Annotated in this window: 21 protein-coding genes and 2 pseudogenes; 13 read left to right on the top strand and 10 right to left on the bottom strand. The window is 46.0% G+C overall.

Going from position 1 to position 25086, the window contains the following annotated elements; translation table 11 throughout:
• Positions 1 to 121 precede the first annotated feature (121 nt).
• On the top strand, positions 122 to 1075 hold the full coding sequence (gene tal / locus BGE37_RS13275; RefSeq protein WP_000130187.1) for a transaldolase: 954 nt from the start codon (positions 122 to 124) through the stop codon (positions 1073 to 1075).
• A gap of 114 nt (positions 1076 to 1189) precedes the next feature.
• Positions 1190 to 1777 carry a molybdopterin adenylyltransferase gene (gene mog, locus BGE37_RS13270; protein ID WP_001094685.1) on the top strand — a complete coding sequence of 196 codons (588 nt, stop codon included), beginning with the start codon at positions 1190 to 1192 and terminating at the stop codon, positions 1775 to 1777.
• A 34-nt stretch (positions 1778 to 1811) separates the two neighbouring features.
• Here mog and satP read toward each other — a convergent pair whose 3' ends face one another.
• From satP to BGE37_RS13255, 3 genes are all read right to left on the bottom strand, one after another.
• A complete protein-coding gene (gene satP / locus BGE37_RS13265) occupies positions 1812 to 2378 on the bottom strand; it encodes an acetate uptake transporter (protein ID WP_000528541.1) in 567 nt (188 codons plus the stop codon).
• Positions 2379 to 2526: 148 nt separating this feature from the next.
• Positions 2527 to 3240, bottom strand: coding sequence for an acidic protein MsyB (gene msyB, locus BGE37_RS13260; RefSeq protein ID WP_001102367.1), 714 nt, complete (start codon positions 3238 to 3240; stop codon positions 2527 to 2529).
• A gap of 25 nt (positions 3241 to 3265) precedes the next feature.
• Positions 3266 to 3670 carry a DUF2541 family protein gene (locus tag BGE37_RS13255; RefSeq protein ID WP_000843576.1) on the bottom strand — a complete coding sequence of 135 codons (405 nt, stop codon included), beginning with the start codon at positions 3668 to 3670 and terminating at the stop codon, positions 3266 to 3268.
• A 375-nt stretch (positions 3671 to 4045) separates the two neighbouring features.
• Between BGE37_RS13255 and dnaK the strand changes: the two genes are divergently transcribed.
• On the top strand, positions 4046 to 5962 hold the full coding sequence (gene dnaK, locus BGE37_RS13250; RefSeq protein ID WP_000516135.1) for a molecular chaperone DnaK: 1917 nt from the start codon (positions 4046 to 4048) through the stop codon (positions 5960 to 5962).
• A gap of 88 nt (positions 5963 to 6050) precedes the next feature.
• Positions 6051 to 7181 (top strand): molecular chaperone DnaJ, encoded by a 1131-nt coding sequence (gene dnaJ / locus BGE37_RS13245; protein ID WP_001118464.1) that lies wholly within the window; start codon positions 6051 to 6053, stop codon positions 7179 to 7181.
• A 102-nt stretch (positions 7182 to 7283) separates the two neighbouring features.
• Here dnaJ and mokC read toward each other — a convergent pair whose 3' ends face one another.
• A complete protein-coding gene (gene mokC / locus BGE37_RS13240) occupies positions 7284 to 7436 on the bottom strand; it encodes a type I toxin-antitoxin system toxin MokC (protein ID WP_000809168.1) in 153 nt (50 codons plus the stop codon).
• 635 nt (positions 7437 to 8071) lie between these two features.
• Here mokC and BGE37_RS13235 point away from each other — a divergent pair.
• From BGE37_RS13235 to nhaR, 5 genes are all read left to right on the top strand, one after another.
• Positions 8072 to 8809, top strand: a complete 738-nt coding sequence (locus tag BGE37_RS13235; RefSeq protein WP_231347620.1) for an outer membrane protein OmpK — start codon at positions 8072 to 8074, stop codon at positions 8807 to 8809.
• 20 nt (positions 8810 to 8829) lie between these two features.
• Positions 8830 to 10323 (top strand): sulfatase family protein, encoded by a 1494-nt coding sequence (locus BGE37_RS13230; RefSeq protein ID WP_088541470.1) that lies wholly within the window; start codon positions 8830 to 8832, stop codon positions 10321 to 10323.
• Positions 10324 to 10451: 128 nt separating this feature from the next.
• Positions 10452 to 11696: a cytoplasmic protein gene (locus tag BGE37_RS13225; protein ID WP_105288083.1), complete on the top strand. Its 1245-nt coding sequence runs from the start codon at positions 10452 to 10454 to the stop codon at positions 11694 to 11696.
• Between the two features lie 251 nt (positions 11697 to 11947).
• Entirely contained in the window at positions 11948 to 13114 is a 1167-nt protein-coding gene (gene nhaA / locus BGE37_RS13220) for a Na+/H+ antiporter NhaA (protein ID WP_000681360.1), read from the top strand.
• 65 nt (positions 13115 to 13179) lie between these two features.
• A complete protein-coding gene (gene nhaR, locus BGE37_RS13215) occupies positions 13180 to 14079 on the top strand; it encodes a transcriptional activator NhaR (protein WP_001300855.1) in 900 nt (299 codons plus the stop codon).
• A gap of 37 nt (positions 14080 to 14116) precedes the next feature.
• On the opposite strand, the gene BGE37_RS13210 is transcribed toward nhaR, so the two are convergent.
• The 6 genes and pseudogenes from BGE37_RS13210 to rpsT form a co-directional block, all read right to left on the bottom strand.
• Complete coding sequence (locus BGE37_RS13210; protein ID WP_105288082.1) at positions 14117 to 15076, bottom strand: fimbrial family protein; 960 nt, start codon at positions 15074 to 15076, stop codon at positions 14117 to 14119.
• A gap of 102 nt (positions 15077 to 15178) precedes the next feature.
• Positions 15179 to 16633: pseudogene (locus BGE37_RS13205) on the bottom strand (fimbria/pilus outer membrane usher protein); the annotation flags it as partial.
• Between the two features lie 12 nt (positions 16634 to 16645).
• Positions 16646 to 17328 (bottom strand): annotated as a pseudogene (locus BGE37_RS13200) (fimbria/pilus periplasmic chaperone).
• Positions 17329 to 17378: 50 nt separating this feature from the next.
• The gene (locus BGE37_RS13195) at positions 17379 to 17912 is read right to left on the bottom strand and encodes a fimbrial protein (protein WP_105277269.1); all 534 of its coding nucleotides are present in this window, start codon (positions 17910 to 17912) and stop codon (positions 17379 to 17381) included.
• Positions 17913 to 18155: 243 nt separating this feature from the next.
• Positions 18156 to 19628 carry a type III effector gene (locus tag BGE37_RS13190; RefSeq protein ID WP_105288081.1) on the bottom strand — a complete coding sequence of 491 codons (1473 nt, stop codon included), beginning with the start codon at positions 19626 to 19628 and terminating at the stop codon, positions 18156 to 18158.
• 485 nt (positions 19629 to 20113) lie between these two features.
• A complete protein-coding gene (rpsT, locus tag BGE37_RS13185; protein ID WP_001274021.1) occupies positions 20114 to 20377 on the bottom strand; it encodes a 30S ribosomal protein S20 in 264 nt (87 codons plus the stop codon).
• A 102-nt stretch (positions 20378 to 20479) separates the two neighbouring features.
• Between rpsT and BGE37_RS13180 the strand changes: the two genes are divergently transcribed.
• Genes BGE37_RS13180 through lspA form a run of 4 tightly spaced genes read left to right on the top strand, consistent with a single transcriptional unit; the run spans position 20480 to position 25000 of the window.
• Positions 20480 to 20698: a DUF2575 family protein gene (locus BGE37_RS13180; protein ID WP_001353471.1), complete on the top strand. Its 219-nt coding sequence runs from the start codon at positions 20480 to 20482 to the stop codon at positions 20696 to 20698.
• A 7-nt stretch (positions 20699 to 20705) separates the two neighbouring features.
• Positions 20706 to 21647, top strand: coding sequence for a bifunctional riboflavin kinase/FAD synthetase (gene ribF / locus BGE37_RS13175; RefSeq protein WP_000767324.1), 942 nt, complete (start codon positions 20706 to 20708; stop codon positions 21645 to 21647).
• Between the two features lie 42 nt (positions 21648 to 21689).
• Positions 21690 to 24506, top strand: coding sequence for an isoleucine--tRNA ligase (gene ileS, locus BGE37_RS13170; protein ID WP_001286856.1), 2817 nt, complete (start codon positions 21690 to 21692; stop codon positions 24504 to 24506).
• Entirely contained in the window at positions 24506 to 25000 is a 495-nt protein-coding gene (gene lspA / locus BGE37_RS13165; protein WP_000083381.1) for a signal peptidase II, read from the top strand. Before ileS ends, lspA begins: the two co-directional genes overlap by 1 nt.
• Positions 25001 to 25086 lie beyond the last annotated feature (86 nt).

The raw sequence follows: 25086 nt of genomic DNA, 5'->3' as shown, positions 1-25086 counted from the left end.
CTGAAACAGTCTCGCCTGGCGATAACCGTCTTGTCGGCGGTTGCGCTGACGTTGCGTCGTGATATCATCAGGGCAGACCGGTTACATCCCCCTAACAAGCTGTTTAAAGAGAAATACTATCATGACGGACAAATTGACCTCCCTTCGTCAGTACACCACCGTAGTGGCCGACACTGGGGACATCGCGGCAATGAAGCTGTATCAACCGCAGGATGCCACAACCAACCCTTCTCTCATTCTTAACGCAGCGCAGATTCCGGAATATCGTAAGTTGATTGATGATGCTGTCGCCTGGGCGAAACAGCAGAGCAACGATCGCGCGCAGCAGATCGTGGACGCGACCGACAAACTGGCAGTAAATATTGGTCTGGAAATCCTGAAACTGGTTCCGGGCCGTATCTCAACTGAAGTTGATGCGCGTCTTTCCTATGACACCGAAGCGTCAATTGCGAAAGCAAAACGCCTGATCAAACTCTACAACGATGCAGGTATTAGCAACGATCGTATTCTGATCAAACTGGCTTCTACCTGGCAGGGTATCCGTGCTGCAGAACAGCTGGAAAAAGAAGGTATCAACTGTAACCTGACCCTGCTGTTCTCCTTCGCTCAGGCTCGTGCTTGTGCGGAAGCAGGCGTGTTCCTGATCTCGCCATTTGTTGGCCGTATTCTTGACTGGTACAAAGCGAATACTGATAAGAAAGAGTACGCTCCGGCAGAAGATCCGGGCGTGGTTTCTGTATCTGAAATCTACCAGTACTACAAAGAGCACGGTTATGAAACCGTGGTGATGGGCGCAAGCTTCCGTAACATCGGCGAAATTCTGGAACTGGCAGGCTGCGACCGTCTGACCATCGCACCGGCACTGCTGAAAGAGCTGGCTGAGAGCGAAGGGGCTATCGAGCGTAAACTGTCTTACACCGGCGAAGTGAAAGCGCGTCCGGCGCGTATCACTGAGTCCGAGTTCCTGTGGCAGCACAACCAGGATCCAATGGCAGTAGATAAACTGGCGGAAGGTATCCGTAAGTTTGCTGTTGACCAGGAAAAACTGGAAAAAATGATTGGCGATCTGCTGTAATCATTCTTAGCGTGACCGGGAAGTCGGTCACGCTACCTCTTCTGAAGCCTGTCTGTCACTCCCTTCGCAGTGTATCATTCTGTTTAACGAGACTGTTTAAACGGAAAAATCTTGATGAATACTTTACGTATTGGCTTAGTTTCCATCTCTGATCGCGCATCCAGCGGCGTTTATCAGGATAAAGGCATCCCAGCGCTGGAAGAATGGCTGACATCGGCGCTAACCACGCCGTTTGAACTGGAAACCCGCTTAATCCCCGATGAGCAGGCGATCATCGAGCAAACGTTGTGTGAGCTGGTGGATGAAATGAGTTGCCATCTGGTGCTCACCACGGGCGGAACTGGCCCGGCGCGTCGTGACGTAACGCCCGATGCGACGCTGGCAGTAGCGGACCGCGAGATGCCGGGCTTTGGTGAACAGATGCGCCAAATTAGCCTGCATTTTGTTCCAACCGCGATCCTTTCGCGCCAGGTGGGCGTGATTCGCAAACAAGCACTAATCCTTAACTTACCCGGTCAGCCGAAGTCTATTAAAGAGACGCTGGAAGGGGTGAAGGATGCAGAGGGTAACGTTGTGGTACACGGTATTTTTGCCAGCGTACCGTACTGCATTCAGTTGCTGGAAGGGCCATACGTTGAAACGGCACCGGAAGTAGTTGCAGCATTCAGACCGAAGAGTGCAAGACGCGAAGTTAGCGAATAAAAAAATCCCCCCGAGCGGGGGGATCTCAAAACAATTAGTGGGATTCACCAATCGGCAGAACGGTGCGACCAAACTGCTCGTTCAGTACTTCACCCATCGCCAGATAGATTGCGCTGGCACCGCAGATCAGACCAATCCAGCCGGCAAAGTGGATGATCGCGGCATTACCGACAATGTTACCGATCGCCAGCAGGGCAAACAGCACGGTCAGGCTAAAGAAAACGAATTGCAGAACGCGTGCGCCTTTCAGCGTGCCGAAGAACATAAACAGCGTAAATACGCCCCACAGACCAAGGTAGACACCAAGGAACTGTGCATTTGGCGCATCGGTCAGACCCAGTTTCGGCATCAGCAGAATCGCAACCAGCGTCAGCCAGAAAGAACCGTAAGAGGTGAATGCGGTTAAACCGAAAGTATTGCCTTTTTTGTACTCCAGCAGACCAGCAAAAATTTGCGCGATGCCGCCGTAGAAAATGCCCATTGCAAGAATAATACCGTCAAGAGCGAAATAACCCACGTTGTGCAGGTTAAGCAGAATGGTGGTCATGCCGAAGCCCATCAGGCCCAGCGGTGCCGGATTAGCCAACTTAGTGTTGCCCATAATTCCTCAAAAATCATCATCGAATGAATGGTGAAATAATTTCCCTGAATAACTGTAGTGTTTTCAGGGCGCGGCATAATAATCAGCCAGTGGGGCAGTGTCTACGATCTTTTGAAGGGAAAATGAAAATTTTCCCCGGTTTCCGGTATCAGACCTGAGTGGCACTAACCATCCGGCGCAGGCAGGCGATTTGCAGTACGGCTGGAATCGTCACGCGATAGGCGCTGCCGCTGACCGCTTTAACCCCATTTAGTGCCGCGCCTACAGGGCCTCCCAGCCCCGCGCCGCGCAGCAAACCATGCCCAAGTACGCTCATTGCTGCGTGGGTGCGTAAAATGCGGGTCAATTGGCTGGAAAGCAAATGCGACACGCCTTTTGCCAATAATTTGTCTTTCATCAGCAGCGGCAGCAGCTCTTCCAGCTCATTCACCCTGGCATCGACCGCGTGCAGAAACTCCTGCTTATGTTCCTCGTCCATTTTCTTCCAGGTATTACGCAGAAATTGTTCCAGTAACTGTTGCTCAATTTCAAACGTAGACATCTCTTTGTCGGCTTTCAGCTTCAATCGTTTTGAAACATCGAGCAAAATGGCCCGATACAATTTACCGTGTCCACGCAGTTTGTTGGCGATACTATCGCCACCAAAATGCTGTAATTCTCCGGCAATCAGCTGCCAGTTGCGGCGATGTTGCTCGGGATGTCCTTCCATCGATTTAAACAGTTCGTTGCGCATCAGTACGCTGGAGAGGCGAGTTTTGCCTTTTTCATTATGGGTGAGCAGCCGGGCGAAATTTGCCAATTGTTCCTCACTACAATGCTGGAGAAAATCCAGATCTGAATCATTCAGGTAATTAACATTCATTTTTTGTGGCTTCTATATTCTGGCGTTAGTCGTCGCCGATAATTTTCAGCGTGGCCATATCCGATGAGTTCACCGTATGGCCGGAAAAGGTGATTTTTGAGACGCAGCGTTTATTGTCGTTATCGCTGTTAATGTTGATCCAGTCAGTGGTTTGCCCTTCTTTTATTTCTGAAGGAATATTCAGGCTCTGACTGGCGCTACGGGCGGCTTTGAAATAAACCGATGCACCACTTAACTGTAAATCGCCATGGTCGGCAGTGAGTTGAATGCGTTTAACAATGCGACAAACAGGAAGTTTCAGCGCCAGATCGTTGGTTTCGTTACGCGGCATGGCAATGACGCCGAGGATTTTATGGTCGTTTGCCTGCGCTGTGCAGCAAAGCAACAGGCTAATTGCCAGGCTGGCGGAAAGCGTAAAAACGGATTTCATAAGTATTCTCTTAGTGGGGAGAGGTAGGGGATGAATACCCACTAGTTTACTGCTGATAAAGAGAAGATTCAGGTACGTAATATTTTCTTTTTATTACAATTTTTCTATGAATGTCTTGGCTGCCATTCATTCTTTATATGAATAAAATTGCTGTCAGTTTCGTGTCTTGTTCTGGCATATCGCGAAATTTCTGCGCAAAAGCACAAAAAATTTTTGCATCTCCCCCTTGATGACGTGGGTTACGACCCCATTTAGTAGTCAACCGCAGTGAGTGAGTCTGCAAAAAAATGAAATTGGGCAGTTGAAACCAGACGTTTCGCCCCTATTACAGACTCACAACCACATGATGACCGAATATATAGTGGAGACGTTTAGATGGGTAAAATAATTGGTATCGACCTGGGTACTACCAACTCTTGTGTAGCGATTATGGATGGCACCACTCCGCGAGTGCTGGAGAACGCCGAAGGCGATCGCACCACGCCTTCTATCATTGCCTATACCCAGGATGGTGAAACTCTGGTTGGTCAGCCGGCTAAACGTCAGGCAGTGACGAACCCGCAAAACACCCTGTTTGCGATTAAACGCCTGATTGGCCGCCGCTTCCAGGACGAAGAAGTACAGCGTGATGTTTCCATCATGCCGTTCAAAATTATTGCTGCTGATAACGGCGACGCTTGGGTCGAAGTTAAAGGCCAAAAAATGGCACCGCCGCAGATTTCTGCTGAAGTGCTGAAAAAAATGAAGAAAACCGCGGAAGATTACCTGGGCGAACCGGTAACTGAAGCTGTTATTACCGTACCGGCATACTTTAACGATGCTCAGCGTCAGGCAACCAAAGACGCAGGCCGTATCGCTGGTCTGGAAGTAAAACGTATCATCAACGAACCGACCGCAGCTGCGCTGGCTTATGGTCTGGACAAAGGTACTGGCAACCGTACTATCGCGGTTTATGACCTGGGTGGTGGTACTTTCGATATTTCTATTATCGAAATCGACGAAGTTGACGGCGAAAAAACCTTCGAAGTTCTGGCAACCAACGGTGATACCCACCTGGGTGGTGAAGACTTCGACAGCCGTCTGATTAACTATCTGGTTGAAGAATTCAAGAAAGATCAGGGCATTGACCTGCGCAACGATCCGCTGGCAATGCAGCGCCTGAAAGAAGCGGCAGAAAAAGCGAAAATCGAACTTTCTTCCGCTCAGCAGACCGACGTTAACCTGCCGTATATCACTGCAGACGCGACCGGTCCGAAACACATGAACATCAAAGTGACTCGTGCGAAACTGGAAAGCCTGGTTGAAGACCTGGTAAACCGTTCCATTGAGCCGCTGAAAGTTGCACTGCAGGACGCTGGCCTGTCCGTATCTGATATCGACGACGTTATCCTCGTGGGTGGTCAGACTCGTATGCCAATGGTTCAGAAGAAAGTTGCTGAATTCTTTGGTAAAGAGCCGCGTAAAGACGTTAACCCGGACGAAGCTGTAGCAATCGGCGCTGCTGTTCAGGGTGGTGTTCTGACTGGTGACGTAAAAGACGTACTGCTGCTGGACGTTACCCCGCTGTCTCTGGGTATCGAAACCATGGGCGGTGTGATGACGACGCTGATCGCGAAAAACACCACTATCCCGACCAAGCACAGCCAGGTGTTCTCTACCGCTGAAGATAACCAGTCTGCGGTAACCATCCACGTGCTGCAGGGTGAACGTAAACGTGCAGCTGATAACAAATCTCTGGGTCAGTTCAACCTGGATGGTATCAACCCGGCACCGCGCGGTATGCCGCAGATCGAAGTTACCTTCGATATCGATGCTGACGGTATCCTGCACGTTTCCGCGAAAGATAAAAACAGCGGTAAAGAGCAGAAGATCACCATCAAGGCTTCTTCTGGTCTGAACGAAGATGAAATCCAGAAAATGGTACGCGACGCAGAAGCTAACGCCGAAGCTGACCGTAAGTTTGAAGAGCTGGTACAGACTCGCAACCAGGGCGACCATCTGCTGCACAGCACCCGTAAGCAGGTTGAAGAAGCAGGCGACAAACTGCCGGCTGACGACAAAACTGCTATCGAGTCTGCGCTGACTGCACTGGAAACTGCTCTGAAAGGTGAAGACAAAGCCGCTATCGAAGCGAAAATGCAGGAACTGGCACAGGTTTCCCAGAAACTGATGGAAATCGCCCAGCAGCAACATGCCCAGCAGCAGACTGCCGGTGCTGATGCTTCTGCAAACAACGCGAAAGATGACGATGTTGTCGACGCTGAATTTGAAGAAGTCAAAGACAAAAAATAATCGCCCTATAAACGGGTAATTATACTGACACGGGCGAAGGGGAATTTCCTCTCCGCCCGTGCATTCATCTAGGGGCAATTTAAAAAAGATGGCTAAGCAAGATTATTACGAGATTTTAGGCGTTTCCAAAACAGCGGAAGAGCGTGAAATCAAAAAGGCCTACAAACGCCTGGCCATGAAATACCACCCGGACCGTAACCAGGGTGACAAAGAGGCCGAGGCGAAATTTAAAGAGATCAAGGAAGCTTATGAAGTTCTGACCGACTCGCAAAAACGTGCGGCATACGATCAGTATGGTCATGCTGCGTTTGAGCAAGGCGGCATGGGCGGCGGCGGTTTTGGCGGCGGCGCAGACTTCAGCGATATTTTTGGTGACGTTTTCGGCGATATTTTTGGCGGCGGACGTGGTCGTCAACGTGCGGCGCGCGGTGCTGATTTACGCTATAACATGGAGCTCACCCTCGAAGAAGCTGTACGTGGCGTGACCAAAGAGATCCGCATTCCGACTCTGGAAGAGTGTGACGTTTGCCACGGTAGCGGTGCAAAACCAGGTACACAGCCGCAGACCTGTCCGACCTGTCATGGCTCTGGTCAGGTGCAGATGCGCCAGGGCTTCTTCGCTGTACAGCAGACCTGTCCACACTGTCAGGGCCGCGGTACGCTGATCAAAGATCCGTGCAACAAATGTCATGGTCATGGTCGTGTTGAGCGCAGCAAAACGCTGTCCGTTAAAATCCCGGCAGGAGTGGACACTGGAGACCGCATCCGTCTTGCGGGCGAAGGTGAAGCGGGCGAGCATGGCGCACCGGCAGGCGATCTGTACGTTCAGGTTCAGGTTAAACAGCACCCGATTTTCGAGCGTGAAGGCAACAACCTGTATTGCGAAGTCCCGATCAACTTCGCTATGGCGGCGCTGGGTGGCGAAATCGAAGTACCGACTCTTGATGGTCGCGTCAAACTGAAAGTGCCTGGCGAAACCCAGACCGGTAAGCTGTTCCGTATGCGCGGTAAAGGCGTCAAGTCTGTCCGCGGTGGCGCACAGGGTGATTTGCTGTGCCGCGTTGTCGTCGAAACACCGGTAGGCCTGAACGAGAAGCAGAAACAGCTGCTGCAAGAGCTGCAAGAAAGCTTCGGTGGCCCAACCGGCGAGCACAACAGCCCGCGCTCAAAGAGCTTCTTTGATGGTGTGAAGAAGTTTTTCGACGACCTGACTCGCTAACCTCCCCAAAAGCCTGCCCGTGGGCAGGCCAGGTAAAAATAGGGTGCGTTGAAGATATGCGAGCACCTGTAAAGTGGCGGGGATCACTCCCCGCCGTTGCTCTTACTCGGATTCGTAAGCCGTGAAAACAGCAACCTCCGTCTGGCCAGTTCGGATGTGAACCTCACAGAGGTCTTTTCTCGTTACCAGCGCCGCCACTACGGCGGTGATACAGATGACGATCAGGGCGACAATCATCGCCTTATGCTGCTTCATTGCTCTCTTCTCCTTGACCTTACGGTCAGTAAGAGGCACTCTACATGTGTTCTGCATATAGGGGGCCTCGGGTTGATGGTAAAATATCACTCGGGGCTTTTCTCTATCTGCCGTTCAGCTAATGCCTGAGACAGACAGCCTCAAGCACCCGCCGCTATTATATCGCTCTCTTTAACCCATTCTGTTTTATCGATTCTAATCCTGAAGACGCCTCGCATTTTTGCGTAATTAATCTTTAGTACATTGTTTATTTTAACTCTTATGTGCGTTTTCATTTACAAAAGTTGAGATTATGAACAAGAGGTTTAAGTTATGCCTGAATGGTGAGTTATTACTGGAGAAAGTAATAGAAGATACAAAATATTCTTGTACAGAATTGAATTTTCTTTTTGTGAGGAAAAATGTTTATAAATCAATGAGTGATATTTAAAATCGACACACTTTTTGAAACACGATACCTCCACACCCGGGGGTAAAAGTAATCTGCGATCTCCATCACGCTTTGCCATTCACCTTTAAATATACTTTCTGAGTCGTTCTTAATCAAAATGAATTATCTGATGTATTAATTCCTATGGAATCATAAAAACAATGAATGGAGAACATATTATATGTCTGCCAAAAGATGACTTCTTATTGCGTGTACCCTGATAACAGCTATCTATCATTTTCCTGCATATTCTTCATTAGAATATAAAGGAACCTTTGGTTCAATAAATGCGGGTTATGCAGACTGGAATAGTGGATTTGTAAACACTCACCGTGGTGAAGTATGGAAAGTGACTGCGGATTTTGGGGTAAATTTTAAAGAAGCAGAATTTTACTCATTTTATGAAAGTAATGTACTCAATCATGCTGTAGCAGGGAGAAATCATACGGTTTCAGCAATGACGCATGTCAGACTCTTTGACTCTGATATGACATTCTTTGGCAAAATTTATGGCCAATGGGATAACTCATGGGGTGACGATCTGGACATGTTTTATGGATTCGGTTACCTCGGCTGGAACGGCGAGTGGGGCTTTTTTAAACCGTATATTGGATTACATAATCAATCTGGTGACTACGTATCAGCTAAATATGGTCAAACGAATGGTTGGAATGGTTATGTTGTTGGCTGGACAGCAGTATTGCCATTTATGTTATTTGACGAAAAATTTGTTTTATCTAACTGGAATGAAATAGAACTGGACAGGAACGATGCTTACACGGAGCAGCAATTTGGCCGGAACGGGTTAAATGGCGGTTTAACTATTGCCTGGAAGTTCTATCCTCGCTGGAAAGCCAGTGTGACGTGGCGTTATTTCGATAATAAGCTGGGCTACGATGGCTTTGGCGATCAAATGATTTATATGCTTGGTTATGATTTCTAATTTTTTATCAGGGAATAATTATGCAGAAAACGTTAATGGCCAGTTTGATCGGCCTTGCAGTTTGCACAGGGAATGCTTTTAGTCCTGCCTTAGCCGCAGAGGCTAAACAACCTAATTTAGTCATTATTATGGCGGATGATTTAGGTTATGGCGATTTAGCAACATATGGTCATCAGATCGTTAAAACACCTAATATCGACAGGCTTGCCCAGGAAGGGGTCAAATTTACTGACTACTATGCCCCCGCCCCTTTAAGTTCACCTTCACGCGCTGGGCTATTAACCGGCCGGATGCCATTTCGTACTGGAATTCGCTCATGGATTCCTTCAGGCAAAGATGTTGCCTTAGGGCGTAACGAACTCACGATTGCTAATCTACTCAAAGCGCAAGGGTACGACACGGCAATGATGGGTAAGCTGCATCTGAATGCAGGCGGCGATCGTACCGATCAGCCTCAGGCAAAAGATATGGGCTTTGATTACTCACTGGTTAATACGGCGGGTTTTGTTACCGACGCTACTCTGGATAATGCGAAGGAGCGTCCCCGTTTTGGTATGGTGTATCCGACGGGTTGGTTGCGTAACGGGCAACCTACACCTCGTGCCGATAAAATGAGTGGTGAGTATGTCAGTTCGGAAGTCGTTAACTGGTTGGATAACAAAAAGGATAGTAAGCCTTTCTTCCTTTATGTCGCTTTTACCGAAGTGCACAGTCCCCTGGCTTCGCCCAAAAAATACCTCGACATGTACTCACATTATATGAGCGACTATCAGAAGCAGCATCCTGATTTATTTTATGGCGACTGGGCGGATAAACCCTGGCGTGGTACAGGAGAATATTATGCCAACATCAGTTATCTGGATGCTCAGGTTGGAAAAGTACTGGATAAAATCAAAGCGATGGGTGAAGAAGATAACACCATCGTTATTTTTACCAGTGATAACGGCCCAGTAACCCGTGAAGCACGTAAAGTTTATGAACTGAATTTGGCAGGGAAAACTGATGGATTACGTGGTCGCAAGGATAACCTTTGGGAAGGCGGCATCCGTGTTCCGGCGATTATTAAATACGGAAAGCATCTTCCAAAGGGAATGGTTTCAGATACGCCAGTTTATGGTCTGGACTGGATGCCAACGCTGGCGAAAATGATGAACTTCAAATTACCGACGGACCGCACTTTTGATGGCGAATCGTTGGTTCCTGTCCTTGAGAACAAGGCGCTAAAACGTGAAAAGCCATTAATCTTCGGAATTGACATGCCATTCCAGGATGATCCAACCGACGAATGGGCGATACGTGATGGTGACTGGAAAATGATCATCGATCGTAACAATAAGCCAAAGTACCTATACAACCTCAAAACCGATCGTTTTGAGACCATTAATCAGATAGGTAAAAATCCAGACATTGAAAAACAAATGTATGGTAAGTTCTTAAAGTATAAAGCCGATATTGATAATGATTCATTAATGAAAGCCAGGGGTGATAAACCAGAAGCAGTGACCTGGGGCTAACCTGATAATCATAATAAATGTAATGTATGCCATTTAGGGCTATGCCCGCCTGATTCAGTGCTACGCATTGAATCAGGTTCTTTTCGCGTTGAACAATATCAAGATACGGCTATTCGCAGGGAGTGGATATGTTTACCAACGTAAATGTTGATTGTTGCAAAACACCAGGATGTAAAAACCTGGGGGTGCTGAATAGCCAGGATTATGTCGCACAGGGTAAAAATATTTTATGCCGTGAATGTGGTTACTTGTTTCCAGTGATATCTGAACAGTCGCTTAATATTTATCGTAATATTGTGAATCACTCCTGGAGAGGTTTGATTTGCCAATGTTCAACTTGCGGAGGCACGTCCCTCAAAAAATATGGATATTCTGCACAAGGCCAGAGGAGAATGTATTATCATCATTGTTCCAGAACTTTTATCACTCTGGATCATGTAAATACAACGCCGCGAAGAACACATTTAGCATTGATGATTGAGCAAGGGGCCTCACTTGCAGATATCCGTAAATTATTACTTCTTAATAGCACAGGGCTTAACCGTGAGTTGATGAAACTAGCCCGGGAAGTAAACTATAAAGAAAGTTGCCAGTACTCTTCTGCTTCTGATATTTCTCTCGCTACCCGCGCTTTTCGCGTAAAGTTTAACGGTAGTAACAACTATCTTTATAGTCTTGTTACCGCAGAAGAACAAAGCGGTAGAGTCGTCGCTATTTCAACAAATTATTCTTCATCAGCGGTAGAGTCGCATTATCAATATGCATCAAGTTATGAAGAGCGTTTGTCTCCAGGTACACTGGCGCATCACGTACAACGCAAGGAGTTACTTACTATGCGACGTGATACTTTATTTGATATTGATTATGGTCGGGCGATATTACATCAAAACGATCCGGGGATGCTGGTGAAACCTGTTCTTCCGGCGTATCGCCATTTTGAACTGGTTAGAGTACTGACTGAAGCATATTCTATAAATATTCAACACTACCTTGATCACGAGTGCTTTATATTAGGCGGTTGTCTAATGGCTAATTTACAGCATATTCATCAAGGCCGGTGCCATATTTCATTTGTGAAAGAACGCGGCGAGAAAACGACTCATTATGATACGCCGCCGCGGTTGTTTTTGAGTGGTGGCGTGAGAAATAATGTCTGGCGTGCATTTTCCGCCCGTGATTATTCAATGGCTGTTTGTAACCTTACAGGAAACAAGAAAGCAAATGAAATGCGGTATTCGACGTTAGCAAGCGCGACTCGTTTTATCAACTTCCTGGAGTCTCATCCCTTTCTATCCTCATTAAACCGAATGTCGCCTGCCAATGTTGTCTCCACATTAGATATTTTCAAGCATCTCTGGAATAAACAGCTATAGCACAGTGCGATTTTATTATTACTTTTCCTAATTAATCCCTCAGAAATCCTCACCTTAAGCTATGATTATCAGGGCTTAGGGTCACTCGTGAGCGCTTACAGCCGTCAAAAACTCATCTCATCACTGATGACGCAAATCCTTCAATGGATCGTAAAAAACGAATTATTCCTACACTATAATCTGATTTTAACGAAGATTTGTGCGGGGTAAAATAGTAAAAACGATCTATTCACCTGAAAGAGAAATAAAAAGTGAAACATCTGCATCGATTCTTTAGCAGTGATGCCTCGGGAGGCATTATTCTTATCATTGCCGCTATCCTGGCGATGATTATGGCCAATAGCGGCGCAACCAGTGGATGGTATCACGACTTTCTGGAGACGCCGGTTCAGCTCCGGGTTGGTTCACTCGAAATCAACAAAAACATGCTGTTATGGATAAATGACGCGCTGATGGCGGTATTTTTCCTGTTAGTTGGTTTGGAAGTTAAACGTGAACTGATGCAAGGATCGCTAGCCAGCTTACGCCAGGCCGCATTTCCAGTTATCGCCGCTATTGGTGGGATGATTGTGCCGGCATTGCTCTATCTGGCCTTTAACTATGCCGATCCGATTACCCGCGAAGGGTGGGCGATCCCGGCGGCTACTGACATTGCCTTTGCACTTGGTGTGCTGGCGCTGTTGGGAAGTCGTGTTCCGTTAGCGCTGAAGATCTTTTTGATGGCTCTGGCTATTATCGACGATCTTGGGGCCATCATTATCATCGCATTGTTCTACACTAATGACTTATCGATGGCCTCTCTTGGCGTCGCGGCTGTAGCAATTGCGGTACTCGCGGTATTGAATCTGTGTGGTGTGCGCCGCACGGGTGTCTATATTCTGGTTGGCGTGGTGTTGTGGACTGCGGTGTTGAAATCGGGGGTTCACGCAACCCTGGCGGGGGTAATTGTCGGCTTCTTTATTCCTTTGAAAGAGAAGCATGGGCGTTCTCCAGCGAAGCGATTGGAGCATGTGTTGCACCCGTGGGTGGCGTATCTGATTTTACCGCTGTTTGCATTTGCTAATGCTGGCGTTTCACTGCAAGGCGTCACGCTGGATGGCTTGACCTCCATTCTGCCATTGGGGATCATCGCTGGCTTGCTGATTGGCAAACCGCTGGGGATTAGTCTGTTCTGCTGGTTGGCGCTGCGTTTGAAACTGGCGCATCTGCCTGAGGGAACGACTTATCAGCAAATTATGGCGGTGGGGATCCTGTGCGGTATCGGTTTTACTATGTCTATCTTTATTGCCAGCCTGGCCTTTGGTAGCGTAGATCCAGAACTGATTAACTGGGCGAAACTCGGTATCCTGGTCGGTTCTATCTCTTCGGCGGTAATTGGATACAGCTGGTTACGCGTTCGTTTGCGTCCATCAGTTTGACAGGACGGTTTACCGGGGAGCCATAAACGGCTCCCTTTTCATTGTTATCAGGGAGAGAAATGAGCATGTCTCATATCAATTACAACCACTTGTATTACTTCTGGCATGTCTATAAAGAAGGTTCCGTGGTTGGCGCAGCGGAGGCGCTTTATTTAACACCACAAACCATTACCGGACAGATTCGAGCGCTGGAAGAGCGCCTGCAAGGCAAATTATTTAAACGCAAGGGACGTGGTCTCGAACCCAGCGAGCTGGGAGAGCTGGTCTATCGCTATGCCGATAAAATGTTCACCTTAAGCCAGGAAATGCTGGATATTGTGAACTATCGCAAAGAATCCAATTTATTGTTTGACGTTGGCGTGGCTGATGCACTTTCCAAACGCCTGGTCAGTAGCGTACTTAACGCCGCAGTGGTAGAAGGTGAGCCGATTCATCTTCGCTGCTTCGAGTCCACCCACGAAATGCTGCTGGAGCAATTAAGCCAGCATAAACTGGATATGATCATTTCCGACTGTCCGATAGATTCTACGCAGCAGGAAGGCCTGTTCTCCGTGAGAATTGGCGAATGTGGCGTGAGCTTCTGGTGTACAAATCCACCACCGGAAAAACCGTTCCCGGCTTGTCTGGAAGAACGGCGGCTTTTGATTCCTGGGCGACGTTCAATGTTAGGGCGCAAATTGCTTAACTGGTTTAACTCCCAGGGATTAAACGTAGAAATCCTCGGCGAGTTTGATGATGCCGCGTTGATGAAAGCTTTTGGTGCGATGCACAATGCAATCTTCGTTGCCCCAACGCTTTATGCATATGACTTTTATGCCGATAAAACTGTCGTAGAAATTGGTCGCGTCGAAAATGTGATGGAAGAGTACCATGCTATTTTTGCTGAGCGGATGATTCAGCACCCGGCGGTACAGCGAATCTGCAATACGGATTATTCTGCGCTTTTTAGCCCAGCGGCACGTTAATCGGCAGCTCCCCCAAAGTTAAGGTGGGGGAGATAGATTAGTTGTACATTACCACGATTTTGACTCGGCTCATTATTTGTCCGCTTGAGACATTATTTCCATATGTACGCGGGCGAATAAATAGAGGAATCTGATTACTTCCTTCATGGGGATGCTGAAAAGCATAGCTATTGCTTTTGCCATACTGGATTTCATTCGTACCATCATTGGATAGTTGAAAGCCTATTTGACCCGCACCGTCCTCACTGTTTTCTAACTCATTTTTTAATATGCTGGTTCCTGACTCCTGTATCGTCACCGGTTCAAAGTAATATTCAACTTCGCTGGGTTCAAAAACTAATTCACCTTGCTCGCCCTGGATGCAGTCAAATCTTATATGATGAAACTGATAATTTTCACTATTGATACGAGACAGTACAAATCGTCCAGTGTCGATGGATTTGTCTTCAAAACCACAAGTCATTAAGTTAACCTGTAAAATGGTATTTAAATTAAAGTTAAAGCGGACGCTGTTACAATTAGTATTACTCCCTATGCATGAGCTCACTTCAATTTCGAACAACAAAGGAAAAGGTGCCCCTGGAAAAATATCTGAGATGTAAGAATTATCTGGTAACGAAGTAATAGAATATGGAATCGTGAAATTTATTGCAGATAAGATTTCTTCTAAATTATAAGATGATTTACCGGGTAGTTCTATTTTTTTACCGTTAGATTCAAAAGGAAAATTAATAATATAATGACGTCCCCCCACTTTAAACCTTAAGGCGTTCAGTGTTAAAAAATGAACTTTAATGGTGTTGGTCGTATCTTGCAAATCCGCACACTCAATGATATTTCCAGTGTTTTCAATTTTTTCAACAGCGAGATTACCTTTCATATTAAGTGGGTTTAGAGTGTAAGTTCCACGTTGTTCACCGACATTGGTCAGTGTACAGGGAGCACTTTGCACAATAAAAGAATATAGACTCAAGGAGAGCAATAAAAGCCACTTCATAGTAAACTCCTTTTACTGACATATATATATTTTATTTTCATCGATAACGTTTTTAAAAGTAATGGTACAAAATAAGTTCTGTTCATCGTTGAGAGCAATTTTTATGCCGGTGGATAAAGGTTGCATAATATTGGCAGAAAGGCTATTTTTTCTGCCAATATCATAAAAATCATCATATTCACTATGATGATTGTGTTTATCATTTTCGTAAAGATGGTCGCTGAATGTCCTGTAATCCTGCGAAGCATAACGCCAGGCGGCCACGCTAAAGCGAGTAGCCGTTTGCACTAGATATTTATTATAGGCAACCTGATAGCTCGTACCTTCGTGTGTTATATCATTATTTAACTTACTACTCGATCGGGTAGCGTCAAAAGAGATGGCACCCAGCGGTGTATTCCAACCATTTCCCAGGGTTATAGCATTATAGTTATCGGATAAAATCGTACCGCCATAAAGTGTCAAAAGATTGTTGAGGCCATATATATAATTTGCCTCGAGAAAGTCCTCCTGATTGTTTACACCATATATCTTACTGCGTCCGGCGATAAAATCGAAATTTGAAACACCTGGTTGCAGCATGTTGGGCACGGAAGAGTAGGGCACCAAAAAGGAACGAACACTACCATCTGCTTCTTTTATGCTGACATCGAGATCAGCGCCGCTGCCCGAAAGTTGCAAATCTGCGATAGTAAATGGTCCCGGAGGAACCTCTTTTTGGTAAATGATGTCGCCATTTTGCGAAACCGTTATCAATGCATTACTTTGCGCAATACCTTGTACTAAAGGTGTAAAGCTCTGCATGGAATCAGGTAACATTTGCATATCGCGAAATAAGCGTATTCCGCTAAATCGCAGAGAGTCGAATATGAGTGAGGATGTATAATTTTCTCCTATCTGAACTGTGCTTAATATTTGCGACCAGCCACGTTCCAGGTAAAGAGTATTACTTTGCCATGTGCCTTTCATATCATCAGGCTTGCTATAGCTGGCATCAGAGTGTAATTGCCAACTAAATAATTTAATCCGCTGTTAAAACGACCATAACTGGCTGTATTACTGTTATTATTACTGTCATAAGAGCGATACTGACTTAAATTATAGGAGGTATAAAAAGCATCAATGCCGCGATCCCAACTTTCTGGGGGAACGTAGCCTCTTTCAAGTTCAATGATATACGCCTGTGTGATCTTTAAATTTAGTCGGTGTTCACTGATATTGACCACCATGAACTGCTTCATCCAGTGAAATACAATTATCTTCTGTATTGATCTTATCGGTCTTCACCCCCAGTTTGGTGAACAGCTCCTCAGGCAGACATGGTTTGGTTGGTGACTCTGGGATCATGATATCTTGTTTTCCACGCCACTGGTGGTTTACATAAACATCAAGTTCGTAGTTTCCTGGAAGCGGTTGTTTATTATCTAAATGATATTCAGAAACTTTTTCTCCTCTCATGCCGCCGATCATAAAGTGTGTATCAAAAGTTTCTTCAGCATAACCTGGAAAAGAATACAAAATAATAATTGCAGCGACCCATCGTGTCGTCCTTAACATAACTTTTACCTGTTATTTTGCAGCGATTTTACTATTGATATTATTCCCGTAATCATCAACTACCGTTAGTTCATACTCTGAGGCGTTGTTATTTTTTAATGTAATGTCGTTATTAGAAAATGGAGGCAGTAGGATACTTTCATTATTAACTTTCACGTTTTGTGCTTTGATAGTTGTAACTGTTATCCAGTTGGCTGTTTCATTGTTTATTGAGATGGCGTTGTTTTTCTTTTTGATATTTAATTGAGAAAGGATTTTTTTATCTACCGGAGCTATTCCGCTTGGACGCCAAAGTAACTTTATACGGTTTTTCAATGCAAGTTTAATTTTGTTTTTTCCAGCATTTTGTGGGTTGTTTGGAGGGATGTCCATAACATTTAGATAAAATAAACTTTCTTTATTGTGAGGTGAATTGTTTGGCATTTTTTTATTTTTAGTTGTTGGCCAGAACCTCCTGCTACACGACTTACTGGCGGAGTGAGAATAAATGGGACCTGAATTTTTTCTGGCGCGATAGTTGTGTTTCCATCATCGATCCATGCCTGAATCAAAGAGGCATTTTTGCTTTGATTCATTAACTGTACGAGAACTTCTCTGTTTTTTTCTGGATAGATAATACGCGTACCATAGATGACCACACCCGCATGAACAGGTAAAATAAAAAATGACATCAGCAATGCTGTTATAATTCTCATGTAATCACTCCGTAAATAATACCGGTAGCAGAGCTACCGGCATAAAAATTTTAATCTGCACTGATTTTAATCGTCACGGTTGACTCCACGGAGCCTTTTGTTACAGGATCGGTACTTGTACGCTCATATTGTGCATTTAAATTAAGAAAATATTGTCCAGAACCATTATCTTTCAGCGGTGTTTTTACACCTGGTAACATTCTTCTCATATTTCCATCACCGAGGAAAATGGCAAAGCCAACGTTTTCAGCAGTTCCTTTATTCAACGTAAAGTTATTAGCATCAAACTCTGAGGCTAATACTTCGATATTTGTTGCTGTATTGCCATCACACTGAATTTCTAAGTCATGAGCGGTTGAACCGGTTTTTAAAGTATAGATTTCATTATTAATAAGTTGATTCATTGCACTGGTTACAACATCTTCGACAACAATATCGGTTATTGAATCACCATTAACAAAGTCACACGTTGTATCAACAACTTCTCCTCTAACGGTTAGTGTTCCTTGATCGACATCCTTGGCGAAGGTTGTTACGCTGAATATCAACGTTGTCGCCACGAACGGAATAATATACTTTTTCATAAATCATCCTTAATTGACTAGTATGGAAGGTTGCTCATTTTCAAACCTGATTATGTGATCAGGTTGTTACTATTTATATTAATGTTTAAGTTTTTAAATTTTTGATGTGATGTTGATGAAATGTTGAAAGTTTAATATTCTTCGTTGCTCGCTTCTTTATAAAAGTTCTGGGGTTCACTCATTAGAGTGAAGAGTAGAATATTTGAGTGCATGTTTCAGGTTTTTTTATTTCTCTGCAGTGAATTAATATACATCAGATGTAATTTTATTCTGAATAACATCTTTCTTTGGGGGGGGATCCTGATGAGGGATGTTTGTCATAAGGAACATACTTTCATTGATGCACTGAAGGTATTTACTCATTTCCGGAGATGTTTTGTCGTAATCGTGCATATACTTACTCAATTCTTGATACACATCATTATTTAGCGTTACATTGTCGCGAACTAATGTTTGAACCAATGGAATCAAAATTTCGAAACGAGACGCTTTGTCATCAATACTTCCCAGTGTTTTGAATACTCCTGTATATATGTTACCTAAGTACTTATTGACAAGTTGAGTGGTCCATCGAACAGGCATAATATCTTCACAGAGAAGGTTTTTTATTTTTGTTTTAATGAAGAATACTCCAAATATATTACATTTTTTTAAGAAAAGATTATTTATTTCTCCATTGAAAAAGGTTGTGTTTGATAAGTCACTTTCAAAGCATGATATATTTGATAATATACAAGTGGAATAATAACCATATGTCAGGTTGCTCTTTTCTATCGTTAAGTTTGATAGCAATATTTTATGTATGTTAATATTTGGAGCAGTCAAGTACTGGATTTTTTGCTTGTTAAGTTCATAAATCTCCATGGATTTATTATAGGGTAATAAAAGTATAAATTCCTTTATATAATACCCGTCGTAAGAAAAGACAACATTAAATTTATTGGTGGTCGTTTTTTCAGTTGTGCAGCAAGCTGTTTTTTGTATTAATTGATTAGTCGTAATTTTAAAAGATGATAATTTTTCACAAAGCAGTAAATATGCTGTGTTGCTAGTTTTAAAATTCTGCCATGTTATATCTTGGTTAACATCGATGGATAAGTAAGGGATTTTTTGATATTGCCCATTGTATAACTCAGGGTATGTATTCATTTTAATTAGCTTTTTGAGTTCCTTGCTAAGATAACCTTTTTTCTTGTCTATTTCTCTGTATTTTCTGTTTAGCAAGGTATCCTGTTGATCATAAAATGACTGAACTTTTTTGCAGGCTTCATAAAATATTTCAGGAGTATATAACTGATCGTATATTTCCTGATCGAAGTTTGTCTTTAAAAATTTAAGGAATTTGACATGGCAATCTTCTGATATCTTAATATCTTCAGTAATATATTCACTTGTGAAGTCATCAAAAACATCCAATCTAAGTAATGTGATGTTTTTGTCTTTTAAAAAAGAAAGTTGGATTGTGTGTTCTTGGACTTTACATCTATAAAAATGCGCATCTATCAAATTAGTCTGTTGAAATAAAAAATGAAGTGCTGGAGATATTTTAGGTAACTGTTGGCTTCTAAAAAAATCATCAAATAAAATAATTAACTCTGTTTTATACTCGCATAATATTTTTAATGAATTGTCTTTTCTTGTTTCCTTTATTGTTTCATTATCTGCTATATTTGATTTATAAAGATAATGTGGCAAAGTATATATACCATCTTTCATTATCAGTCCTTGAATTTGATGAGTTTTTTTATTAATTTATTTTAAAGTATATGTGATTACTATCAAAAATCGCTCATTAGTTTTTAATAAGTACATTATAAATAAGTATTTAACCTGTATTGATTGTGGTTAATAATTTATTAGATTTAATAAAGTGATATTTATGGATGGTTAAAGAGTATAGGAATTTAATTCAAAAATAGAGTGATCTTAAGTTTAAGACCTCAATGTGTATCACGATCTCCACATTCTATGTAGGGGAGTCTGGAGATTGAGTAGATATTCTTATTCAGAATGTATCAGCCGATGGTTCTGCGCTTTTTAAGCCACGAAGAGTCCAGAGAGTGTAACGGCATGTCTGCAAGCACCTGCAACTTTTGACTATCTGACAACCGGCAGTGTGTTTTCTCACGCATCACAAAAGCAGCAGGCATAAAAAAACCCGCTTGCGCGGGCTTTTTCACAAAGCTTCAGCAAATTGGCGATTAAGCCAGTTTGTTGATCTGTGCAGTCAGGTTAGCCTTATGACGTGCAGCTTTGTTTTTGTGGATCAGACCTTTAGCAGCCTGACGGTCCACGATCGGTTGCATTTCGTTAAATGCTTTCTGTGCAGCAGCTTTGTCGCCAGCTTCGATAGCTGCGTATACTTTCTTGATGAAAGTACGCATCATAGAGCGACGGCTTGCGTTGTGCTTACGAGCCTTTTCAGACTGAATGGCGCGCTTCTTAGCTGATTTGATATTAGCCAAGGTCCAACTCCCAAATGTGTTCTATATGGACAATTCAAAGGCCGAGGAATATGCCCTTTTAGCCTTCTTTTGTCAATGGATTTGTGCAAATAAGCGCCGTTAATGTGCCGGCACTCGTTACGTAGTGATGGCGCAGGATTCTACCAGCTTGCGTGGTGCGAATACAGCTTTTCCGCGATAAAAATTGCAGCAGGCGGTCTGTTTCTTCCCGTAATTTGCGGCATGGCAATGAAAAGCCACTTCTTTCTGATTTCGGTACTCAATCGCCGGTTAACCTTGACCGCTGTACAAGGTATACTCGGACGATTTTCACTGTTTTGAGCCAGACATGAAGCTGATACGCGGCATACATAATCTCAGCCAGGCCCCGCAAGAAGGGTGTGTGCTGACTATTGGTAATTTCGACGGCGTGCATCGCGGTCATCGCGCGCTGTTACAGGGCTTGCAGGAAGAAGGGCGCAAGCGCAACTTACCGGTGATGGTGATGCTTTTTGAACCTCAACCACTGGAACTGTTTGCTACCGATAAAGCCCCGGCACGGCTGACCCGACTGCGGGAAAAACTGCGTTACCTTGCAGAGTGTGGCGTTGATTACGTGCTGTGCGTGCGTTTCGACAGGCGTTTCGCGGCGTTAACCGCGCAAAATTTCATCAGTGACCTTCTGGTGAAGCATTTGCGGGTAAAATTTCTTGCTGTAGGGGATGATTTCCGCTTTGGCGCTGGTCGTGAAGGCGATTTCTTGTTATTACAGAAAGCTGGCGCGGAATACGGCTTCGATATCACCAGTACGCAAACTTTTTGCGAAGGTGGCGTGCGCATCAGCAGTACCGCTGTACGTCAGGCGCTGGCGGATGACAATCTGGCTCTGGCAGAAAGTTTACTGGGGCACCCGTTTGCCATCTCCGGGCGTGTGGTCCACGGTGATGAATTAGGGCGCACTATAGGTTTCCCGACGGCGAATGTACCGCTGCGCCGTCAGGTTTCCCCGGTGAAAGGGGTTTATGCGGTAGAAGTGCTGGGCCTCGGTGAAAAGCCGTTACCCGGCGTTGCAAACATCGGAACACGCCCAACGGTTGCCGGTATTCGCCAGCAGCTGGAAGTGCATTTGTTAGATGTTGCAATGGACCTGTATGGTCGCCATATACAAGTAGTGCTGCGTAAAAAAATACGCAATGAGCAGCGATTTGCGTCGCTGGACGAACTGAAAGCGCAGATTGCGCGTGATGAATTAACCGCCCGCGAATTTTTTGGGCTAACAAAACCGGCTTAAGCCTGTTATGTAATCAAACCGAAATACGGAACCGAGAATCTGATGAGTGACTATAAATCAACCCTGAATTTGCCGGAAACAGGGTTCCCGATGCGTGGCGATCTCGCCAAGCGCGAACCGGGAATGCTGGCGCGTTGGACTGATGATGATCTGTACGGCATCATCCGTGCGGCTAAAAAAGGCAAAAAAACCTTCATTCTGCATGATGGCCCTCCTTATGCGAATGGCAGCATTCATATTGGTCACTCGGTTAACAAGATTCTGAAAGACATTATCGTGAAGTCCAAAGGGCTTTCCGGTTATGACTCGCCGTATGTGCCTGGCTGGGACTGCCACGGTCTGCCGATCGAGCTGAAAGTAGAGCAAGAATACGGTAAGCCGGGTGAGAAATTCACCGCTGCCGAGTTCCGCGCCAAGTGCCGCGAATACGCTGCGACCCAGGTTGACGGTCAGCGCAAAGACTTTATCCGTCTGGGCGTGCTGGGCGACTGGTCGCACCCGTACCTGACTATGGACTTCAAAACTGAAGCCAATATCATCCGCGCGCTGGGCAAAATCATCGGCAACGGTCACCTGCACAAAGGCGCGAAGCCGGTGCACTGGTGCGTTGACTGCCGTTCTGCGCTGGCGGAAGCGGAAGTTGAGTATTACGACAAAACTTCTCCGTCCATCGACGTCGCTTTCCAGGCAGTCGATCAGGATGCACTGAAAGCAAAATTTGCCGTAAGCAACGTTAACGGCCCAATCTCGCTGGTGATCTGGACCACTACGCCGTGGACTTTGCCTGCCAACCGCGCAATCTCCATTGCACCGGATTTCGACTATGCGCTGGTGCAGATCGACGGTCAGGCCGTGATTCTGGCGAAAGATCTGGTTGAAAGCGTAATGCAGCGTATCGGCGTGACCGATTACACCATTCTCGGCACGGTAAAAGGTGCGGAGCTGGAGCTGCTGCGCTTTACCCATCCGTTTATGGGCTTCGACGTTCCGGCAATTCTTGGCGATCACGTTACGCTGGATGCCGGTACCGGTGCCGTTCACACCGCGCCAGGCCACGGTCCGGACGACTATGTGATCGGTCAGAAATATGGTCTGGAAACCGCTAACCCGGTTGGCCCGGACGGTACTTATCTGCCGGGTACTTACCCGACGCTGGATGGTGTTAACGTCTTCAAAGCGAACGACATCGTCGTTGCGCTGCTACAGGAAAAAGGCGCGCTGCTGCACGTTGAGAAAATGCAGCACAGCTATCCGTGCTGCTGGCGTCACAAAACGCCGATCATCTTCCGCGCTACGCCGCAGTGGTTCGTCAGCATGGATCAGAAAGGTCTGCGTGCGCAGTCACTGAAAGAGATCAAAGGCGTGCAGTGGATCCCTGACTGGGGCCAGGCGCGTATCGAGTCGATGGTCGCTAACCGTCCTGACTGGTGTATCTCCCGTCAGCGCACCTGGGGCGTACCGATGTCACTGTTCGTGCACAAAGACACGGAAGAGCTGCATCCGCGTACCCTCGAACTGATGGAAGAAGTGGCAAAACGCGTTGAAGTTGATGGCATTCAGGCATGGTGGGATCTTGATGCGAAAGAGATCCTCGGCGACGAAGCTGATCAGTACGTGAAAGTGCCGGATACGCTGGACGTATGGTTTGACTCCGGATCTACCCACTCTTCTGTTGTTGACGTGCGTCCGGAATTTGCTGGTCACGCAGCGGACATGTATCTGGAAGGTTCTGACCAGCACCGTGGCTGGTTCATGTCTTCCCTGATGATCTCCACCGCGATGAAAGGCAAAGCGCCGTATCGTCAGGTACTGACCCACGGCTTTACCGTGGATGGTCAGGGTCGCAAGATGTCTAAATCCATCGGCAACACCGTTTCGCCGCAGGATGTGATGAACAAACTGGGCGCGGATATTCTGCGTCTGTGGGTGGCATCAACGGACTACACCGGTGAAATGGCCGTTTCTGACGAGATCCTGAAACGTGCAGCCGACAGCTATCGTCGTATCCGTAACACTGCACGTTTCCTGCTGGCAAACCTGAACGGTTTCGATCCGGCAAAAGATATGGTGAAACCGGAAGAGATGGTGGTACTGGATCGCTGGGCCGTAGGTTGTGCGAAAGCGGCGCAGGAAGACATCCTCAAGGCGTACGAAGCATACGATTTCCACGAAGTGGTACAGCGTCTGATGCGCTTCTGCTCCGTTGAGATGGGCTCTTTCTACCTCGACATCATTAAGGACCGCCAGTACACCGCGAAAGCGGACAGCGTGGCGCGTCGTAGCTGCCAGACTGCGCTGTATCACATCGCAGAAGCGCTGGTTCGCTGGATGGCACCAATCCTCTCCTTCACCGCTGATGAAGTGTGGGGCTATCTGCCGGGCGAACGTGAAAAATACGTCTTCACCGGCGAGTGGTACGAAGGCCTGTTTGGTCTGGCAGACAGCGAAGCGATGAACGATGCGTTCTGGGACGAGCTGCTGAAAGTGCGTGGCGAAGTGAACAAAGTCATTGAGCAAGCACGTGCCGACAAGAAAGTGGGTGGCTCGCTGGAAGCGGCAGTAACCTTGTATGCAGAACCGGAACTGGCGGCGAAACTGACCGCGCTGGGCGATGAATTACGATTTGTCCTGTTGACCTCCGGCGCTACCGTTGCAGACTATAACGACGCCCCTGCTGATGCTCAGCAGAGCGAAGTACTCAAAGGGCTGAAAGTCGCGTTGAGTAAAGCCGAAGGTGAGAAGTGCCCACGCTGCTGGCACTACACCCAGGATGTCGGCAAGGTGGCGGAACACGCAGAAATCTGCGGCCGCTGTGTCAGCAACGTCGCCGGTGACGGTGAAAAACGTAAGTTTGCCTGATGAGTCAATCGATCTGTTCAACAGGGCTACGCTGGCTGTGGCTGGTGGTAGTCGTGCTGATTATCGATCTGGGCAGCAAATACCTGATCCTCCAGAACTTTGCTCTGGGGGATACGGTCCCGCTGTTCCCGTCGCTTAATCTGCATTATGCGCGTAACTATGGCGCGGCGTTTAGTTTCCTTGCCGATAGCGGCGGCTGGCAGCGTTGGTTCTTTGCCGGTATTGCGATTGGTATTAGCGTGATTCTGGTAGTGATGATGTATCGCTCGAAGGCCACGCAGAAGCTGAACAATATCGCTTACGCGCTGATTATTGGCGGCGCGCTGGGCAACCTGTTCGACCGCCTGTGGCACGGCTTCGTTGTCGATATGATCGACTTCTACGTCGGCGACTGGCACTTCGCCACCTTCAACCTCGCCGATACTGCTATCTGTGTCGGTGCGGCACTGATTGTGCTGGAAGGTTTTTTACCTTCGAAAGCGAAAAAACAATAATAAACCCTGCCGGATGCGATGCTGACGCATCTTATCCGGCCTACAGATTGCTGTGAAATCGTAGGCCGCATCCGGCAAAAATCCTC

It is taken from the genome of Escherichia sp. MOD1-EC6300, assembly GCF_002965045.1.
GTDB lineage: Bacteria > Pseudomonadota > Gammaproteobacteria > Enterobacterales > Enterobacteriaceae > Escherichia > Escherichia coli_F.
This window is presented reverse-complemented; position numbering and strand designations above follow the sequence as displayed.

Excerpts from the sequence above, each read along its gene's own strand:
- tal (WP_000130187.1), top strand. The coding sequence starts at position 122 with ATGACGGACAAATTGACCTCCCTTCGTCAGTACACCACCGTAGTGGCC.
- mog (WP_001094685.1), top strand. The coding sequence starts at position 1,190 with ATGAATACTTTACGTATTGGCTTAGTTTCCATCTCTGATCGCGCATCC.
- satP (WP_000528541.1), bottom strand. The coding sequence starts at position 2,378 with ATGGGCAACACTAAGTTGGCTAATCCGGCACCGCTGGGCCTGATGGGC.
- msyB (WP_001102367.1), bottom strand. The coding sequence starts at position 3,240 with ATGAATGTTAATTACCTGAATGATTCAGATCTGGATTTTCTCCAGCAT.
- BGE37_RS13255 (WP_000843576.1), bottom strand. The coding sequence starts at position 3,670 with ATGAAATCCGTTTTTACGCTTTCCGCCAGCCTGGCAATTAGCCTGTTG.
- dnaK (WP_000516135.1), top strand. The coding sequence starts at position 4,046 with ATGGGTAAAATAATTGGTATCGACCTGGGTACTACCAACTCTTGTGTA.
- dnaJ (WP_001118464.1), top strand. The coding sequence starts at position 6,051 with ATGGCTAAGCAAGATTATTACGAGATTTTAGGCGTTTCCAAAACAGCG.
- mokC (WP_000809168.1), bottom strand. The coding sequence starts at position 7,436 with ATGAAGCAGCATAAGGCGATGATTGTCGCCCTGATCGTCATCTGTATC.
- BGE37_RS13230 (WP_088541470.1), top strand. The coding sequence starts at position 8,830 with ATGCAGAAAACGTTAATGGCCAGTTTGATCGGCCTTGCAGTTTGCACA.
- BGE37_RS13225 (WP_105288083.1), top strand. The coding sequence starts at position 10,452 with ATGTTTACCAACGTAAATGTTGATTGTTGCAAAACACCAGGATGTAAA.
- nhaR (WP_001300855.1), top strand. The coding sequence starts at position 13,180 with ATGTCTCATATCAATTACAACCACTTGTATTACTTCTGGCATGTCTAT.
- BGE37_RS13210 (WP_105288082.1), bottom strand. The coding sequence starts at position 15,076 with ATGAAGTGGCTTTTATTGCTCTCCTTGAGTCTATATTCTTTTATTGTG.
- BGE37_RS13195 (WP_105277269.1), bottom strand. The coding sequence starts at position 17,912 with ATGAAAAAGTATATTATTCCGTTCGTGGCGACAACGTTGATATTCAGC.
- BGE37_RS13190 (WP_105288081.1), bottom strand. The coding sequence starts at position 19,628 with ATGAAAGATGGTATATATACTTTGCCACATTATCTTTATAAATCAAAT.
- BGE37_RS13180 (WP_001353471.1), top strand. The coding sequence starts at position 20,480 with ATGTGCCGGCACTCGTTACGTAGTGATGGCGCAGGATTCTACCAGCTT.
- ribF (WP_000767324.1), top strand. The coding sequence starts at position 20,706 with ATGAAGCTGATACGCGGCATACATAATCTCAGCCAGGCCCCGCAAGAA.
- ileS (WP_001286856.1), top strand. The coding sequence starts at position 21,690 with ATGAGTGACTATAAATCAACCCTGAATTTGCCGGAAACAGGGTTCCCG.
- lspA (WP_000083381.1), top strand. The coding sequence starts at position 24,506 with ATGAGTCAATCGATCTGTTCAACAGGGCTACGCTGGCTGTGGCTGGTG.